A 17233-nucleotide genomic window follows, 5' to 3' on the forward strand; every position below is an offset into this window, starting at 1 on the left:
CCGGAAGCCTCACCCCCGCCACGCATCCCCCTCGCGCCGGGCGCGGCCCAGGGCTTCGAGGGTTTCCAGGATGCGGGGCAGGCCTTTTTTCCAGGGGCCTTTGCCTTTGAAGGCGGACTCAACAGCGGGCAGGGGCAGGGCGGCCGGGCTGGCGGCCAGCAGTTGGGCGACGGCGCGCACCTGCTCGGGCAGGGTGGCGGGCCAGGGCTGGGCGGTTTTGGCGGGTGCGGGGGCGCCGCTGGCGGCCTCCCCGGCGTCGGGCTCGGACCCTGGCGCCGGGGAAACGGCCTCTGGGGCCGGATTTATGCCGAAATCAGCCTGTACCCAGCGTGAAAAGGTCGCTTTATGCTCTGGATTTGGGAGTAAATCCGGCGCTTCCCGGCCGTCGGCCGGCGGTTCAGACGGGTTTGCGGTCGCTTCGGCCGCTGCGGCGGCCTCCGCCGCCTCGCGCGCGGCGCGGCGCGCCGGGTCCTGGAAGTCGGGGCGCAGCCAGCGGATGGTGCCGGCGGCTTCCTCGGCGGCGCGGCGGGCGTTGAGGGCCACCAGGCGCTCCAGCACCGCCTCGGTCCAGGCGGCGCGCGCGGCCTCGTCGCCCCAGGGCACGGGGCCGAGGTCGCTCCAGCCGTAGGCGGCCAGCACGGCGGCGTCCAGCTCGTCGTGCAGGCTGCGCAGCACGCTGACCAGGCCTTGTTCGTGCAAGACCCTTTCCTTGGGTGAAAACGCCTCGCCGCGACGCAGCTTGTCGAGCAGGTTGTAGAGGCCGGTGAGGGTGAGGCCGTTGGCGGGCGGTTTGACGGATTGGGACGGGGCGTTTTGTGCTTCGGGGGTGGCTGACGGCGGGTCCGCCGGGGTCGTGCGGGCGGCGGGGGTGGCTGGCGGCGTGTCAGCCGGCGGCTGCGGCGGCCTCATAGGCGCTGCGCTTGCCAAATCGGCCACCCCAGCCCCCGGCTGCCCCGCCGCCAGCGGGACCGTCGCGGTGGCGCGGACCGCCGTGGCAGGCTCCTGGCCGAGCACGCGCTTGCGGTGGGCGTCGAGCTGTTCGGCGAGGTGGCGGATGCGGTCGGTCAGCTCGGGGGTGAGGCCGGTGTCGTCGGCGGGGAAGGGGAAGGTTTCGAAGCAGGTTGTTTTGACATAGACGGGTCGATCTTCCAACGTGCTTCCCGCCGCCAGCACCCAATCGACATGGACCTGGCTGGACAGCACGCCCAGCCAGGCGGCATCGTCGGAGGCGATCAGGATCAGCTTGTTGTCGGGCAGCACGCTGGCGTCGAGGAACTGGAAGGTACGGTGTTTCGCGGTTTCGACGGTGGCGATGTAGCGGGGTAGGCCGAGCAATCCTTCTCGCAGGTCTTCACGCAAGCGCCGATGGAGCCACCAGTTGGTTCGCAACTTTTCGTCGCGGTTGACATCACGTTCGGGTTTTACCCGCTCCATGACCCATTGGAAAACTGCGGGGTACCGTTTACGTACCGCCTCGGCGCTCAAACCGAACAGATCGATGACCATTGCGTCGCGCGGCGTGGCCATCAGGTCACGCCCGTTGCGGTATTCGCGGATGTGGTGCTCCAGACCGGGAACTCCGCCCAGCCCCATCCCGGCCGCTTCGTCGCGGCTGATGATGAATCCGGCCCCACCCAATTCGAACCCCCTATTTGAGACGCCAGAGTTGGACCGAAGCGATACCGCCCCTGCCACGTTCGCCCCGAGACGCAAGTCAGCGTGCAAAAGACCGCGCCGCTCCGCCAGGCTCACCGTTACCTCGCCATCTTCGCCGTTGCGTTCGTCGGTCACCGTCAGCAGGCGCCCGGGCTGGGCTTCGACAGGCTCAGCCCGAACGGGGTGGGACTGGCCGACCGTCATGGCAATACGAACCGCCGCGCCATTGGCGCTGTCCACCCACGGGTGATCGGGAATGGCGTACACCAGCGACAGCGTTTGTAGGCCGGGGCGGGGGGTGCCGGGGGCCGATTTCTGCGCATTTGGCAGCATGAGGTCCCCGGCATGCCCCGCCCCGGCCGCCACCGGCGCTTCCGCAACCCCGGACTTGCCCGCATTCACCGCACCCCCGACCGGCACGGCCGTCACCGGCGCCCCCTCCAGCGCGGCCTGCACCACCCGCCGGTTGAAGGTCTGGCGCAGGCTGTTGGTGGTGATGAAACCAAACCGCCGCGCAAAACCCATTCGCACCAGGCACGCCGCGTGGTGCCACCAGTACATGACGAAATCCGCGCTCTCGGGCACGTCGGGCCAGGTGGCGCGCAGGGTCTGCGCGTAGCCGTCGCCCAACGCGCCGCGCATGGCACCCGCACCGATGAACGGTGGGTTCCCCACAATGAAATCCGCCGCCGGCCACGCGGCGGGGCGCGGGTTCACGTAGCGCCACTGCGGCACCTGCGCGGCCTCGTCGGGCACGTCCTCGCCCGTCACGGGGTGCTTCTTGAACGTGGTGCCGTCCCAGCGGGTGATGACCTGGCCAGCTTCGTCCGTGGCCAGCTCGGCGCGGTCGTAGGCCAGCACGGCGTCGCGGTGTTCGATGTTGCCGTAGTCGTGCACCACGGGCTCGGCCACGCTGGCCAGGCCGCGGGTGCGCACATGCCACTGCAGCCAGCCGATCCACAGCACCAGCTCGGCCAGCGCGGCGGCGCGCTCGTTCAGCTCGATGCCGCGCAGCTGCTGCAGCGTGACGGTCTCGCCCTCCAGGCCCAGGTGCTCTTGCGTCTGGCCCAGGGCTTCGAGCTGGTTCATCACCTCGCCCTCCAGGCGCTTGAGGTGCTCCAGCGTCACATACAGAAAGTTTCCGCTGCCGCAGGCCGGATCGAGCACGCGGGTGGTGCAGAGCTGGTGGTGAAAACGGCGAATCTCGGCCCGGGCTTCTTCCAGCTTGGCCTCGCGCTTCTTGCCATCGAGTTCATCAGCCTCGCGCGCCAGCACGATGGCGGCGGCCTGGGCGTTGGCCCAGTCGGCGCGCAGGGGCTCCACCACGGTGGGCAGCACCAGGCGCTCCACATACGCGCGTGGCGTGTAGTGCGCGCCTAGGGCGTGGCGCTCGGTGGGGTCGAGCGCGCGCTCCAGCAGGGTGCCGAAGATGGCGGGCTCCACCTCGGTCCAGTTGGCGCGGCCGGCACGCAGCAGGCCGTCGATCTGCGCGGTGGTCAGCGGCAGCACGTAGCCGTCGGCCGCCGCGCCCTTGAACAGCTTGCCGTTGAAGCGCAGCACGTCGGCGGCGATGGCCGCGTTGAAGCCGCCCGCGTCCATGCCGGCCCAGAAGATCCTGAGCATCTGCGCCAGCGTGGCGGGCTGCTCGCGGTGCTGGCGCAGCAGGTGCACGAAGCTGCCCAGCCCCTCGGGCCCGCTTTTGGGCAGCAGGCCCACGTCCTCGGCAAACATGCTGAACAGGCAGCGCGTCAGGAAGCCGGCCACATGGTGCGGCGTGTGGCCGGCGGCCTCCAGGCTTTTGGCCAGCTCGGCCAGCTCGGCGGCCACTGCGCGCGTGACGCGGGCGCTGGCGCGGCTGGGGTCCAGGCTGAGCGGGTCGGTCCACAGGGCCTTGAGCCGCGCGCGGATGGCGGGGTCGGCCAGCTGCTCCAGCCGGATGCGGTGGCTGCGCGGGTCGGGGAACGGGGTGTAGGTGGCGCCGGAGCGGGTGAACTCGGCGTACAGCTCGATGACGTGGCCCACGTCCACCACTACCACGAAGGGCGGCCGGCCTTCGGCGGCGGGCAGGGCGCGGGCGTAGTTCTCGGCCTGGGTGCGGGCGCGCAGCAGGGCGTCGTCAAAGGCCCGGGTGGGCGCGGCGCCGCCGGCCTGCGACGGGATGCCGGCTTTCAACTTCTTGCTTTCCCACACGAAGTGGCCGCGCAGGTAGCAGTCGATGCGCCCGGCGCTGGTGCTGCCGTCGCCGTGGATGAAGGTGATGGGCCGTTCGAACTGGTAGTCGGCATCGTGGCGGGGCGGGTCCACACCGAGCAGCGCGCACAGCTCGATGACGAAGCTTTGTGCGGTGGCCAGTTCGGAGGCGGCGATGGTCTGCCAGCGGCTGATGAAGGCGGCGGTCGCCGCCGTGGCGGCGCTTGTTGCGGCGTCGGCCGCGCCGGGGGTGTTTTCGGTGGCTGCTCCCATGCGGCGCATCATAACGGGCGGGCTCTGATTGGCCTGACGGTATGAAAAGCATAGCGTAATGCGACCTTTTCATGCTGGGTATGGGCTATTTCGGTGCAAATTTCGGCGGTGCGGGGCCTGGGGCCGTGCCTGGGCGGCCGGACATTTGTAACAATGGGTTCCCATGGACCGGATGACCACGCCCCCCCGACTTGCCGATGGCCGCGGGGGCCCGCCATGAGGGCGCCGCGCAGACGGTGGGAAACGGGTGGGAAGGTGGGGCGCTCCCACCTGTTCGGGTGGGGTTGCCAGCGCGCCGCGGAACTATCGTGTCGGACATGTCACCCGCCGCGCTGCCCCGTCGCCCCGTCCGCCTGCGCGGCGATGTGCGCGGCCACAAGCGCGGCCCGATGCGCGGTCCGATGCGCGGGGCAGGGCGCGCTGGCCGGGGGGCGTGGCTGATGGACGGCGCCACCCTGCGCGATCCGCAGCGGGCGACGCTGGTGTTTGTCGATGTGGTCGAGTCGGTGCGCCATATCCAGCGGGCGGAGGCGCAGTCGGTGTTGCGCCTGCGCGCGCTGCTGCTGCGTTGCGCCGAGCGGGTGGTCAGCGACCAGGGTGAGGTGATCGAGCGCCTGGGCGACGGGCTGGTGCTGCGGTTTCAATCGGTGGCGGATGCGGTGCGTTGTGTGCCGGCGCTGCACCGCCTGGCGCTCGAAGAAGGGCGCAGCCAGCCGGAGGACGCGCGGTTTCAGCTGCGCGCCGGTGTGCATTGCGCGGCGGTCTGGAGCGATGCCGACGGGCTGTACGGCCTGGGCGTGAGCCTGACGGCCCGGGTCGCGGCAATCGGCGGGCCGGGCGACACGGTGTTGACCGCAGCGGCGCGCGACCAGCTGGTCGTGGGGCTGGATGCCGACGTGCAGGACCTGGGCGCGTGTTATCTCAAACATCTGGACGAGCCCGTGCGGCTGTTTCGCCTGCGCGCCGCGCAGCCCTTGTCCGCCGGCCTGGCCGGGGCGATTGCCGCGCGCATGCGCACCCGCCCGACGCTGGCGGTGCTGCCGTTCGGCCTCGGGCCGGGCGGCGGGGGCGGCGGCGCGGTGGCGGGCCCCGGGGTGGGCGACATCGTGCGCCATCAGCTGACGGGGCAACTGGGGCGCTCGCCGATGCTGCATGTGATTTCGGCCCTGTCGACGGCGGGCTTCGGCGCGGCGGGGTCCGACCGGGCGGCCGCCTGGCGGCTGCTGGGGGCCGACTATCTGGTGCAGGGCGAAGTGCGGGGGGGCGGCGGCAGCCTGGCCGATGCCGACCCGATCGAGGTGCGGCTGCAGCTGTGGCGGGCGGGGACCGGCGAGCCGGTATTGCAGCAGGCGGTGGCCGGCACCGCACGCGAGCTGCTGTCGCCCCACAGCGAGCTGCTGGCCCGCCTGGCGCTGACCATCAGCGGCGGGGTGCTGACGGTCGAGCAGCGCCTGGCCCGGGGCACCGCCGCCTTGCCCAACCTGGCCAGCCATACGCTCTATCTCAGTGCGGTCGATCTGCTGCACCGCTTTGCCGTGGCCGACTTCGAGCGCGCGCGGCAGATGCTGCTGGCGCTGGCCGACCGGGCGCCGCGCCACCCCGAACCGCTGGCCTGGCTGGCGCGCTGGCATGTCTTTCGTGTGGTGCAGGGCTGGACGGACGACAGCGCCCGCGACAGCACCGAGGCATTGGCCTACAGCGAGCGGGCGCTGGACCGCGACCCGGAGTCGGCGCTGGCGCTGACCATGGCGGGCTCGGTGTACGCCGGGGTCAGGCGCGATCCGGGGCGTGCGCAGGACTTTTATCGCCAGGCGCTGGCGATCAACCCCAACGATTCGATGGCCTGGGTCATGAGCAGTGTGGCCCAGGGCTTTCTGGCCGCGCGCGAACCGGCGCTGGCCGCCAGTGAAACCGCCCTGGGGCTGGCGCCGCTGGACCCGCTGCGTTATTACTACGACTCGCTGTCGGCCACCACGGCGCTGATGAGTGGCGAGACGGTCCGGGCGCTGGAGCTGGCCGAGCGGGCCGTCAGCGCCAACGCCTGCCACGGCTCGGCCTATCGTGTCCTGGCGGCGGCCAAGGTACTGACCGGCGCGGTGGACGAAGCGCGCCAGGTGATCGACCGCATGCTGGCGATCGAGCCGCATTTCACGGTGCAGGCCTACCGCAACCGGGTGGGTGTGGACAGTGATCGCGCCCGCGAGGTGGCCGAGGCCTTGCGGCTGGCCGGCTTGCCGGAGCGGTGAGGGAAAACGAGGGTTGCCGGCACGGTGTCGGCGCTTTTTTTTGTTGGCTGAAAGGGGCGATGACATGAGCGCGTTGCAAGGGATTCAGGGCATCCAGGGCATTCAGGGGATACAGGGCATCCAGGGGATCCAGGGCATTCAAGGGATTCAAGGCATCCAGGGCATCGCGGGTATCAGCCCGGCGGCAAGCCTGCTGCCGGGTGCCGACCCCGGCTTTTCCGTGGGCCTGATGACCAACCGCGAAGCCGTGATGCAGCCGCACGGCGACGATGCCCTGGCGTTTGATCCGGCCCGCGCGCTGTGGGGCGCAGCATCCGCCACCGACATGCCGCCGGTGGATGACAGCACGCGGCTGACCCGCTGGTCGGCCGAGATACGGCACGAAAACCTGCTGGCCGAACTGATCGAGCCGCTGCGCTTTGTGGTCAGCGCAAAAGAAGAGCGGATCAGCATCTTTCACCTGCAGACCGACCTGAGCGGGCTGGCGAACGGGAAGGCGGTGCAGTCCACCCCGTACCTGCTCTACAGCCTGCAGCGGCCCAGGCACGCGCATTTCGTGCGGCAGCTGAATGCGGTCAACCGCTGGGCCGAGTTGCGGCCCGAGCGGGCGCAAGAGATCCTCACCCAGATCGGGGTGCCGCTGCAGTACTGGAGCGCCGTGCTCGACCTCAACCCCACCACCCACCCGCACACGCTGCAACTGGTGTCGCTGGCGCTGGCGCTGGCCTCGTACCTGAACCAGCCGACCAAACACCACCTGGCCTGCCCGCGGCCGGTGGACTATTCGCCGGGCATCCAGCCCATCATCAACGCCCGGCGTTTTGCCGCCTTTCCGAGCGGCCATGCCACCGAGGCCTTTGTGGTCGCCCGCATGTTGCAGATGGTCACCGGTCAGCGCCGGGTCGGGGCGGATACAGAACCGACCGCCCTGGAAACCCAGTTGCAGCGCCTGGCGGCGCGGATATCGAACAACCGGGTGATTGCCGGTGTGCATTTCCCCATCGACGCCACCGCGGGGCAGCTGGTGGCAGAGACGGTGTGTGAGTATGTGCAGCACCGCTGCGCGGATGTGGATGCCTTTGGGCGGCGGACCGGGTGGGATGTGCGGCACTTCAACGGCCACAGCGACACCTTGACCGACGATTACCTTGACAAAGCCTTTGACCGCAGCGAATTGTTTAGGGCCGTCGGTGGCACGTCGGGGCATCTGACGACCTCGCACGCTGCACAGCGCATTGCCGGCCTGCGTCGCAGCGCGGTGGTGGATGGCACGGGCACCGGGCTGTTGCCGACGGTCTGGCGCCTGGCCCGGGCCGAGTGGTCGTGAGGCCGCCATGCCCGGCAACACTTCCCCCGCCCTGCGCGCCGGTTGGCTGGATATCCCGCAGTGGACCGCAGTCTTTGCGGACTACGACATCGATCCCTATGTGCTGTGGGCGCTTGCGACGGAATTCCGCGGCTTCGGACGCGGCGGCCAGTTCCCCGGTGTGCTGAACCTGATCGCCGAGCTGGAGACGCCCCTGGGCGAAAAGGATTCGGGAGCGTTCTTTGAATCACTGAACCGATCGAACCAGCACCCGCTGAAGGGCTATGTCCCGGCGGCCTACTTCGCCCCGTACCCCGGCAACAATCCGGCGGGCACCCGTTATGTCACCTTGCGGCTGGATGTCGCGGCGGCCGTGGGCGCGAGCGCCGGTGGCGGCGAGCCGGTGCCTGCGGCGGGCCGGCAAGAGGCGGAACTGAGCGCCGCCGAGCGCAAGCGGATCGGGCAAGTCATCGCAAAGCGCTTGCTGCAGCTGATCCGGCAATCCCCCATTCGGCGCGTGCAGCTGGGGCATGCGCGGGGTGACTTCTGCCCGGACCGGGCCCCGGAAGGAGCCGCTTTCCCCGGCCCCGTCCGCGAGGTGCCAGAGGTTCTGCTGGCCTCGGTGGAAGATACCTGCCCCTTCTTTCATGCGGCCTTGCGCGCGGACCCTGTGACCTGCGCAACCCGCGTGGCGGTGCTGTGGGACCAGTCGGTCATCGCGCCCCAGCCCCGTGCGGTGCCCCACGGCTTTCCTTACGGCACGCAATGGTTCCAGTCCGATCTGAACGCCCTGGCCACGGCGCTGAACGCCGGAACCGACGAGCAGGACCTGGCCGACGCCTGGGAACGCGCCGCCGTCGCCAACGGGCGGTTTGCCTCGCTGCGTCCGCGCGCCAGCCATGGTGCGGCGGTGCTGGGTCTGCTGGCCGGGCGCCGCGCCGCGCCGGCCTTGCCGATGGGCGGGGTGTTGCCCGGCGAGGGGGAGAGTTGGCAGCCCACCGTCTGTGCCGGTGACGACGCCGCGGCCGCTGCCCCGCTGGCGGTGGTGCAACTGCCCCGCGAGCAGACCCAGGTGTCATCCGGCCGCTGGCTGGCGCCCCACTTGCTGGATGCGTTGCGGTATCTGCTGGGCTGGGCCTGGAGTTTTCGGGCCGACACCGCGGCTGGCGAGGCGCCGCCGCCGCTGGTGGTGAACGTCAGCTATGGCTCGCAGACCGGGCCCCATGACGGAACCGGCATTCTGGAATGCGCCATGGACGAAATGTGCGACCACTACGGCGCGGACCTGGCCCTGGTGCTGGCGGCGGGGAACAGCCATGGCAGCGAACGCGACGCGGACGATGACTCGCGGATCCTGCCGGGCGGTATTCACGGCCGCGCGACCTTGCCCGAGGGAGGGAAAGCGCGATTCGGATTGCGGGTTCCGCCGGACAAACAGCATGAAACGGCGCTGGAGCTGTGGTTCGATCGCCGCCTCGCCGACGGTGAGCAGCTTGTCGTGCGCCTGTGGAAGCCGGGCAGCAGCACCCCAGGCGGCGACCTGTCGGTGTCCTTGCCGGGTTCGCGCTGGCTTTCGGATGGATCCGGCAAGGTCATTGCCGGGGTCATGGCGCTGAACCGGGTGCCGCAGTCCACCACCAAGGCCATGGCGCTGGTGATGGTGGCGGCAACGCAGATGTCCACCCGCCACCCCGAGGCGCTGGCCGGCGAGTGGCAGCTTGAAGTGGAAGTCACCCGGCTGTCGCAATCGCCACTCGCCTTGGACCTGTGGGTGGAACGCGACGATACCGTGGTCGGCGCCTCGCGCGGGCAGCAGGCGCGGTTGCGGGTGCGGTCGGGCGGCGAGCTGACCGACGAGGCCACCTTCACGCACGTCGCCCACGGCGCCCGGCCTGTTGTGGTGACGGCGTTGCGCGCGCGGGATCACGCCGGTACAACCGCGGCGGCGCGGCCCAGTGTCTATTCGTCTGCGGGGCGCCCACACAACCCGCAGCGCTTTGCCGATTTTTCCGCGCTGGTCGATCCCTTGCGGTGGGCGCACGGCATGCGGGTCATGGGCAACCACAGCGGGGTCATGGTGCGGGCCAATGGAACCAGCCTGGCCGCACCGCAGGCGGCGCGGTGGCTGGCGAACCAGCTGGCCGCCGGCAAGTCGCTCACGTGGGTGCGCGGGCAAATCGGGGCCAGCGGACCGACCGCGCGGGTGGGAAAGGTCGTGCCATGACCCGATCGACCGCGCGGATCACGCTGCGCCAGCTCAGCCAGCTGGGTTTGCCCGGGCCGCTGGTGCTGCCCTCGCTGCTGCCGGTCTTGCGGGAGGTGGTCCGTGCCGACCATGCCGCGTTTTTCTTCTGCGATGCCGGTGGCAACATCACCAACCTGTATGCCGAGCGCCTGTTGCCTCCCGATGTGCAGGCCCGCTACCACGACAAACACAACGACGCGCAGTTTCGCCGGCACTATCTGGCGCGTGTGGCGGCAGCAAGCGCGGTCAGCCGCCGCAGTGTTTCTGACGCCGAGCGGCAGCTTGACTATTACCGCGAAGTCCTCAAGCCCCTGGAGGTCGAGCATTTCCTGTACGCCATCGTGCGGGCCGGCTCGCGGGTGATCGGGCAGCTCAGCCTGTACCGTGGTGCCGGCTCCGGGCCGTTCACGGACAGCGATGCAGAGCACTTGCTGGAGGTCTTGCACTACCTCGGAGCGGCGCTGGCGACGCCCAGCCCGTCGGTGGAAGCGGCCACGCTGGCGCAATCGGTGGAAGAGGGGCTGGCGGTTTTCGATTCCGCCGGGCAGGTGCTTTTTGCCGATGCAGCCTGGGGTCGCCTGGTCCGCATGGCCGAGGGCAATGCCATCACACCGGCCACGGCGCTGCATGAAACGCGTTCGCTGCCACGCTTTGTCGCCGCCGTGCTGGAGGCGGTCGAGGCGTCGCCGAACGCGCTGCACCGCACCGATTCCGCCTGGGGCAGTTTTGCCTTTCGACGGCACCAGCTGGAGGGCGCCCAGGGCCAGCTGGCGCGGGGCCTGATCGTTTCCCGCCTGTCCGCCGAGCCATTGCGACTGACGGCCAGCGCCGCCGACCTGGGGCTTTCCCCCAAACAGCGCCAGGTGGCATTGCTGCTGGCGCAAGGTTTGAGCAATGTGGCCATCGCCCGGGAGCTGCACGTCACCCCGAACACGGCGAGTTATCACGTCAAACAGGTATTCGCGCGGCTGAACGTGCACGACCGCGCCGCCGTGGGCCGAGCCCTGCAGGCCGCCGCGCTGCGCTGAAGCCGGCAGCGAGCGTTGCTCCGGCCTGTGCCGCAGTCCGCGCGCGCCGGACCGGGCGACGGTGGGAGCCGGATTCGCAGTATGAAAACGAGAGCATTACAAGACGCTTTTGCGCTGGATATCGCCGGTTTTTATGTAAAGAGTGGCAGCTGGCCCGCTGTCAGGGGCCACCCGCCTGGAGGGGCTGTCGGCATACGCTTGACCGACATCAAGAACCCGGCGAATGCCACTCGGCCTAACCGCCTGCCGGTCTAGACTGCGCCGTTGATGAGAAACGCAAGCCGATTGCCCGCAGAGACGAACGGACCTCTGGTTCGCCCGTGGCTCGCACGCCTGCACCCGGCATTGTTCGGCATGCCCCTGGGACTGCTTGGTCTGGCCGGCGCGTGGTCGCGGTTCGGTCGCACCGGTGTGGAGGAGGCACTCGCGGTCGCCGACGCACTGCTTCACGCCGCCCTTGCGCTCCTGGCTTTGCTGTTGGTTTTGTGGCTGGCCAAGCTCGCGCGCCACGGCACGGTGCTGATGCAGGAGTGGCGCCATCCCGTGCAAGGAGCCTTGCTGGCCCTGCTGCCGGTGGCGACGATGATGGCGGTGGCCTTGGTCGCCGTGCGCTGGCCGGCCTGGCAACCAGCGCTGCTTCCGTTGGCGATTCTGGTGCTGGCGGGCCAGGCTGTGATGGCCTGGCATGTGGTCGCCGACCTCTCCACAGGCCGCACACCGCCGGAATGGATAACGCCTGCGTTGTATCTGCCGACCGTGCCGGGCGGTTTTGTGGGTGCCATGGCGCTGCAAGCATTGGGGCAACACGGTTGGGCGGCATTGCTGATGGGCATGGGGTTCGGAGCCTGGGCACTCCTGGAGATGCGTATCCTGAACCGCTTGTTTGCCGGCCCCTTGCCTCTTGCCTTGCGGCCGACACTGGGGATCGAGATGGCGCCAGCGAGTGTGGGGTCGTTGGCCGTTGTTACCTTGTGGCCGTCATTGCCCGCGGACGCGATGATGGTGATGCTGGGGGTGGCCAGCGGGCCGGTGCTGGCGGTGCTGACCCGCTGGCGATACTGGAGCGAGGTGCCCTTCAACGCCGGATTCTGGTCGTTCTCGTTTCCTTTGGCGGCGTTTTCCGGCACCACGGTCGAGGCTGTACACCGTGGCAGCTGGCCGCCGGTTGTCGCGCAGATTGCTCTGGGGGTGGCCAGTCTGGTCATTGTCTATTTGCTGGTGCGCACCGTCGCGCTGCTTTTGCGCGGGCAGTTGCTGCCACCTTCGTGAGCCCCCTCCACACCGGGGCAGAGCCGGCGGCGGTGATGATGAAAGGCGTGCCAGCGGGTGGCGATTCGCAACGTGCCCCGGATCAGTTTCCTTGCGCGGACGGGCTCGTCAACAGCACGTTTCGGCGAATCCCCCTACCATTGGCCAATGACCATCGCTACCCAAAGCCACCCCGCGCCGCCGCGCGAAATCCCCCTGCGCCAGGACGCCACCGTCATCGGATTGGTGGGTCTGGCCCATGCCAGCTCGCACTTCGGCCATTTGTTGTTGCCGCCGCTGTTTCCGGTGTTCATGAAGGAATACGGCCTCAGCTATTCCCAGCTGGGCTTTCTGATGACGGTGTTTTTTGTCGTCTCCGGTGCGGGACAGGCAACGGCGGGTTTTGTTGTCGACCGGCTGGGTGCGCGGCGGGTTCTGTTTGTTTCGTTGACGCTGTTTCTGATGGCCTGTCTGGCGGCGGCGGTTTCCACCAGTTACGCCGGCCTGATGTTGGTGGCGGTTCTGGCGGGGTTGGGCAACTGCGCTTTTCACCCCGTGGACTTCACGATCCTGAACCAGCGGGTTTCGGCGCCCCGCCTGGGTTATGCGTTCAGTGCCCACGGACTGACGGGCAACCTCGGCTGGGCGTTGGCACCGGTATTCCTGGTGGGCATCGGCGCGCTCGCGGGCTGGCGGATGGCCTATGGGGCTGCGGCGGGCCTGTACGCGGTGGTTTTGGTGGTGATGTGGGTGCACCGCGAACGTCTGCGTACCGAGGTGGTGACGCGCGCGCCGGACGCGGCGCCTGGCAGTGACCTGGCATTCATGAAACTGCCGGTGGTGTGGTGGTGTTTCGGCTTCTTTTTGCTGTCAACCATGACGCTGGCGGTGGTGCAGAGCTTTTCCGTGGCCATCCTCAAGGCGCTGCACGGTGTGAGCTTCGAGGCGGCGACGCTGACGCTGACAGCCTACATGCTCTGCGGTGCGTTGGGCATGCTGGTCGGTGGGTATGTCGCAGCGCGGATGCCAAACCGCAGCGATCGGGTCGTGGCCTTGTGCATGACGGCCGCGGCCGCATTGCTGGCCTTGTGCGCCACGGGTCTGCTCGGTGGCCAGGGAACCATGGCGGTGCTGGCCGCAACCGGTTTTGCGGTGGGTATCGGCGGCCCGAGCCGCGACATGATGATCAAGAAGGCGACCCCGAAAGGCGCGACCGGACGGGTGTACGGCCTGGTCTATTCGGGGCTGGATGTGGGCTTTGCGGTTTCGCCGCTGGTTTTTGGCCTGTTCATGGACCGGGGCTGGTACGCCGCCACACTGGCCGGCGCGGCACTGGTGCTGTTGCTCAGTGTCGGCGCGGCTCTCGGGGTAGGACGGCGCACGCCTGGTGCGAGGGCGAGTCAATAGCGGCGCGCATCGTTGCCGTCGTGCGGACCATCCTCTCGGGGACGCGCGCCGGAACGGGGGTCACCCGGACGGGGCTCGGTGGCGGAGTCCGGCCCAGGTGGCCGGTGGGGCGGGCGCCGGTCTGTGACCGGACTGCCGTGCGGCTCCGATGCCCGGGCGCGCGGGGGGACGGCCGGGCTTGCACCGCCGGACGCCGGGCTCCCGGCGGGTGATGGCGGGTGGGGGACACCCACGCGCGGGGGGCGCTCGCGTGGTGCGCGGTGAGGCAGTGCCGGGGCGGGGGTGATGTCCGTTCCCTCTTGCACCTGCGGTGGCGGGTGCGGTACGGCTGGTTGTGGCGGCCCCACAGGCCTCGATGGCGGCACCACGATTGCAGGCGGCGGGACGAGCCCCGGTGGAGCGGGGGGGTGTGGTCGCGGCCGTACTGCCGGAGGCGGATGCTGGGGTGCCGGCGCCGGAGCGGGAGCCAGGTACGGCGGCGGACGGCGGTCAACCGGCGGCGCCGGATGGATGGGGCGCAGAGGATGAGTGGGTGGCGCAATCACCGGCGGGTTGCCGGGGCGTGACCAATAGCCCGGATGGAAGCGATGGCGGCCGCCGTAGAAATCGACACGTGGCGCAATCCAGACCGGGGCCTGCGCGAACGGGCCCGTCCAGCGCCCGGGAACCCAGACCCAGCGGGAGTCCCAGTTCCAGTAACCGCCGACCCAGATCCAGCCGGCGCCTGGCATTGGCGCGACGACCTCTCCCAAAGGCCCAGGCGGCGGGCCCGGCACCCAGACTGGCGCGGGTCCATCGACGGGCGCCGGAACCACGATACCAGGAACGGGATAGGTTGTTGCGGGGTAGCCGGGCGAAATCACGGTGCCCGGCGGATAGGTCGGGTAGGTACTCACCGCCCCGGTGCCATAGATGACGCGCGGCGGCAGCGAGCTCATGTCCGGTTCGGTGACGGCACAGCCGCTGAGCAGCGCAACCAGGGCGCAGCAGGCGGTTGTGGCGGTGAAATACCTCGATCGGACAGGGGGCATGGGAATTCTCCTGATCTCACAACGCCGCCCGAGGGCGACGGGCTGACCGCGAGGTGTAACCAGCTGTAAGTCGACTGACGGTTTCACCTCGCGGCACAATCCTGACATGAACCAAACACTGGCGGGCCACCTGTTGGTCGAATGTCTCATTGCCCAGGGCGTCAGCCATGCTTTCGGAGTCCCCGGCGAAAGCTATCTGGCGGTTCTGGATGGCTTTCATGTCCATGCGGACCGCATCCGATTCATTACCTGCCGCCAGGAGGGCGGTGCGGCGTTCATGGCCGAAGCGCAGGGCAAGCTGACCGGGCGGCCGGGGGTGTGTTTTGTGACGCGTGGACCGGGCGCCACCAATGCGTCCATTGGTGTGCACACCGCGTTTCAGGATTCCACGCCGATGGTGCTTTTTGTCGGCGATGTGGCGTCCGACCAGCGCGATCGGGAGGCGTTTCAGGAGGTTGATTTCCTGAGTTTTTTCGGGCCGAGCACCAAGGCGTTCGCCAAACGGGTCGAGCGCATCGACGACGCACGGCGCCTGCCTGAATATGTGGCCCGCGCATTTGCCACCGCCATGAACGGCCGCCCCGGGCCGGTGGTTCTGGTGCTGCCGGAGGATATGTTGACCCAGACGGTCGCAGCCAGCCCGCTGGCACGGGTGGAGCCGGTGCAGGCGTGGAGCGACCCGGGGGGGCTGCGCCAGCTGCGCGAAATGCTGATGCGGGCGCAACGCCCCTTCGTGATCGTCGGTGGAGGTGGCTGGACGCCGCAGGCGGCTCAGGCCTTACAGCGATTCGTCGAGAACTGGCAACTGCCGGTGGGCAACGCCTTTCGTTTCCAGGACCTGTTTGACAACCGCCACCCGCAGTATTCGGGCGACGTGGGTATTGGCATCAACCCCCGTCTGGCGCAGCGTATTCGCGACAGCGACCTGGTGATCGCCCTGGGTGCCCGCCTGGGTGAGATGACCACCGGGGGCTACACGCTGCTGGAGGCACCGCGGCCGCGCCAGAAGCTGGTCCACATCCATGGCAGTGCCGAAGAACTGGGCCGCGTCTACCAGGCCGATCTGGCCCTGTGCGCGACCATGAACGCCGCCGCCCGCAGCCTGGAGGTGTTGACCGCGCCCGCCACCGTTGCGTGGGCCGACTGGACGGCGCAGGCCCATGCGGACTATGAGGGAAACCTCCAGCCGCAGTCCTTGCCGGGGGATGTCGACATGCCGGCCCTGATTGCGACACTGCAGCGGCACCTGCCCGCAGACGCCGTTCTGACCAATGGCGCAGGCAATTTCGCCAGCTGGCTGCACCGGTTCTATCGGTACGCTGGCCTCGCCAAGGGGCACAAGACGCAGCTGGCACCCACCAACGGGGCCATGGGCTACGGCGTTCCCGCCGGGATCGCCGCCAACTTGTTGACCGGGCGGCTGGCTTTCACGATCGCGGGCGACGGTGATTTTCTGATGAACGGGCAAGAGCTGGCCACCGCGATGCAGCATGGCGCCAGGAGCATCATCCTGCTGCTCAACAATGGCATGTACGGCACGATCCGCATGCACCAGGAGCGCGAGTACCCGTTGCATGTGAGTGGGTCCACGTTGCGTAACCCCGACTTTGCCGCGCTGGCGCAGGCTTTCGGGTACGCCGGTGTCCGGATCACCCGCACGCAACAGTTCGAGCCCGAACTGATCGCCGCACTGGCGCGGCCGCACGGGACTCTGATCGAAGTCGCGCTCGATCCGGAGGTGATCACCACGCGGGGAACCCTGTCGGCGATTCGCCAGGCGTCACTTCAAAAGTGATAGCTTGAAGTGACGTTTTTTCGCTGGGTATTGGCCTTTTGGGCCTGAAAAATCGAAAAAGCCGGTCAAAACCGGCTTTTTGACGACCCGGGCGTTGATGCCCCGGGCGAGACAGGCTCACTTGAGGTGGGCGTTGATCATCTTTGTCATTTCGAACATCGACGCCTGCGCCTTCTTGAAAATTTCCTTCAACTTGGCGTCGGCGTTGATCATGCGCTTGTTGACTTCATCCTGAAGTTTGTTCTTCTTGATGTATTCCCACACCCGCTTGGTCACTTCGGTGCGCGGATACGGTCCTTTGCCGATGATCGCGGCCAGCGCGTCGCTGGGGGTCATGGCCTTCATGAAGGCAGCGTTGGGGGAGCGTTTGGCCGCGGCCTTCTTGGCAGGAGCGGCTGCTTTCTTCGCGGGGGCTGCAGCTTTCTTGGCAGGAGCTGCAGCCTTCTTGGCGGGAGCAGCAGCTTTCTTGGCCGGTGCAGCCGCCTTCTTCGCGGGCGCCGCAGCCTTCTTGGCCGGTGCAGCCTTCTTCGCCGGTGCGGCAGCCTTCTTGGCCGGTGCGGCAGCCTTCTTGGCCGGTGCGGCCGCCTTCTTGGCCGGTGCGGCCGCCTTGGCCGGAGCTTTCTTTGCAGTTGCCATGTCTGTCAGTCCTCTTGAGTCGGAGTGGATCAAATGGGTGCCTGCAACAGAAGCGCGTTACAGGGTGCGGTCATGCTACCGACTTTCACAGTGGTTTCCAAGGGCGCTGAGCGCTTTTTCGGCGCTTTTCGTTGCTCTTTTGCTCATCTTTCTGCAGGGCGACCATTGCCTT

At 68.6% G+C, this 17233-nt stretch carries 9 protein-coding genes; 7 read left to right on the top strand and 2 right to left on the bottom strand.

Features of this window, described 5'->3' with window-relative positions:
• Nucleotides 1-9: 9 nt before the first annotated feature.
• On the bottom strand, nucleotides 10-4119 hold the full coding sequence (locus AC2EBU_RS01550) for a class I SAM-dependent DNA methyltransferase (RefSeq protein ID WP_484608633.1): 4110 nt from the start codon (nucleotides 4117-4119) through the stop codon (nucleotides 10-12).
• A 317-nt stretch (nucleotides 4120-4436) separates the two neighbouring features.
• Between AC2EBU_RS01550 and AC2EBU_RS01555 the strand changes: the two genes are divergently transcribed.
• The 7 genes from AC2EBU_RS01555 (at nucleotide 4437) to AC2EBU_RS01585 (ending at nucleotide 16425) form a co-directional block, all read left to right on the top strand.
• Nucleotides 4437-6365: a hypothetical protein gene (locus tag AC2EBU_RS01555; RefSeq protein ID WP_484608634.1), complete on the top strand. Its 1929-nt coding sequence runs from the start codon at nucleotides 4437-4439 to the stop codon at nucleotides 6363-6365.
• A 64-nt stretch (nucleotides 6366-6429) separates the two neighbouring features.
• Nucleotides 6430-7692 (top strand): phosphatase PAP2 family protein, encoded by a 1263-nt coding sequence (locus AC2EBU_RS01560; RefSeq protein ID WP_484608635.1) that lies wholly within the window; start codon nucleotides 6430-6432, stop codon nucleotides 7690-7692.
• Between the two features lie 7 nt (nucleotides 7693-7699).
• Nucleotides 7700-9895, top strand: coding sequence for a S8/S53 family peptidase (locus AC2EBU_RS01565; protein WP_484608636.1), 2196 nt, complete (start codon nucleotides 7700-7702; stop codon nucleotides 9893-9895).
• A complete protein-coding gene (locus tag AC2EBU_RS01570; RefSeq protein ID WP_484608637.1) occupies nucleotides 9892-10944 on the top strand; it encodes a helix-turn-helix transcriptional regulator in 1053 nt (350 codons plus the stop codon). Before AC2EBU_RS01565 ends, AC2EBU_RS01570 begins: the two co-directional genes overlap by 4 nt.
• Before the next feature lie 267 nt (nucleotides 10945-11211).
• Nucleotides 11212-12213 carry an SLAC1 family transporter gene (locus AC2EBU_RS01575; RefSeq protein ID WP_484608638.1) on the top strand — a complete coding sequence of 334 codons (1002 nt, stop codon included), beginning with the start codon at nucleotides 11212-11214 and terminating at the stop codon, nucleotides 12211-12213.
• Nucleotides 12214-12360: 147 nt separating this feature from the next.
• Nucleotides 12361-13599 (top strand): MFS transporter, encoded by a 1239-nt coding sequence (locus AC2EBU_RS01580; protein ID WP_484608639.1) that lies wholly within the window; start codon nucleotides 12361-12363, stop codon nucleotides 13597-13599.
• Nucleotides 13600-14736: 1137 nt separating this feature from the next.
• A complete protein-coding gene (locus AC2EBU_RS01585) occupies nucleotides 14737-16425 on the top strand; it encodes a thiamine pyrophosphate-binding protein (RefSeq protein WP_484608640.1) in 1689 nt (562 codons plus the stop codon).
• 117 nt (nucleotides 16426-16542) lie between these two features.
• On the opposite strand, the gene AC2EBU_RS01590 is transcribed toward AC2EBU_RS01585, so the two are convergent.
• A complete protein-coding gene (locus AC2EBU_RS01590; protein ID WP_484608641.1) occupies nucleotides 16543-17061 on the bottom strand; it encodes an SWIB/MDM2 domain-containing protein in 519 nt (172 codons plus the stop codon).
• Between the last annotated feature and the right edge of the window lie 172 nt (nucleotides 17062-17233).

The sequence above is a fragment of the Curvibacter sp. T50 genome (genome assembly GCF_057219955.1).

Excerpts from the sequence above, each read along its gene's own strand:
- AC2EBU_RS01560 (WP_484608635.1), top strand. The coding sequence starts at position 6,430 with ATGAGCGCGTTGCAAGGGATTCAGGGCATCCAGGGCATTCAGGGGATA.
- AC2EBU_RS01580 (WP_484608639.1), top strand. The coding sequence starts at position 12,361 with ATGACCATCGCTACCCAAAGCCACCCCGCGCCGCCGCGCGAAATCCCC.
- AC2EBU_RS01550 (WP_484608633.1), bottom strand. The coding sequence starts at position 4,119 with ATGGGAGCAGCCACCGAAAACACCCCCGGCGCGGCCGACGCCGCAACA.
- AC2EBU_RS01575 (WP_484608638.1), top strand. The coding sequence starts at position 11,212 with ATGAGAAACGCAAGCCGATTGCCCGCAGAGACGAACGGACCTCTGGTT.
- AC2EBU_RS01565 (WP_484608636.1), top strand. The coding sequence starts at position 7,700 with ATGCCCGGCAACACTTCCCCCGCCCTGCGCGCCGGTTGGCTGGATATC.
- AC2EBU_RS01590 (WP_484608641.1), bottom strand. The coding sequence starts at position 17,061 with ATGGCAACTGCAAAGAAAGCTCCGGCCAAGGCGGCCGCACCGGCCAAG.
- AC2EBU_RS01585 (WP_484608640.1), top strand. The coding sequence starts at position 14,737 with ATGAACCAAACACTGGCGGGCCACCTGTTGGTCGAATGTCTCATTGCC.
- AC2EBU_RS01555 (WP_484608634.1), top strand. The coding sequence starts at position 4,437 with ATGTCACCCGCCGCGCTGCCCCGTCGCCCCGTCCGCCTGCGCGGCGAT.
- AC2EBU_RS01570 (WP_484608637.1), top strand. The coding sequence starts at position 9,892 with ATGACCCGATCGACCGCGCGGATCACGCTGCGCCAGCTCAGCCAGCTG.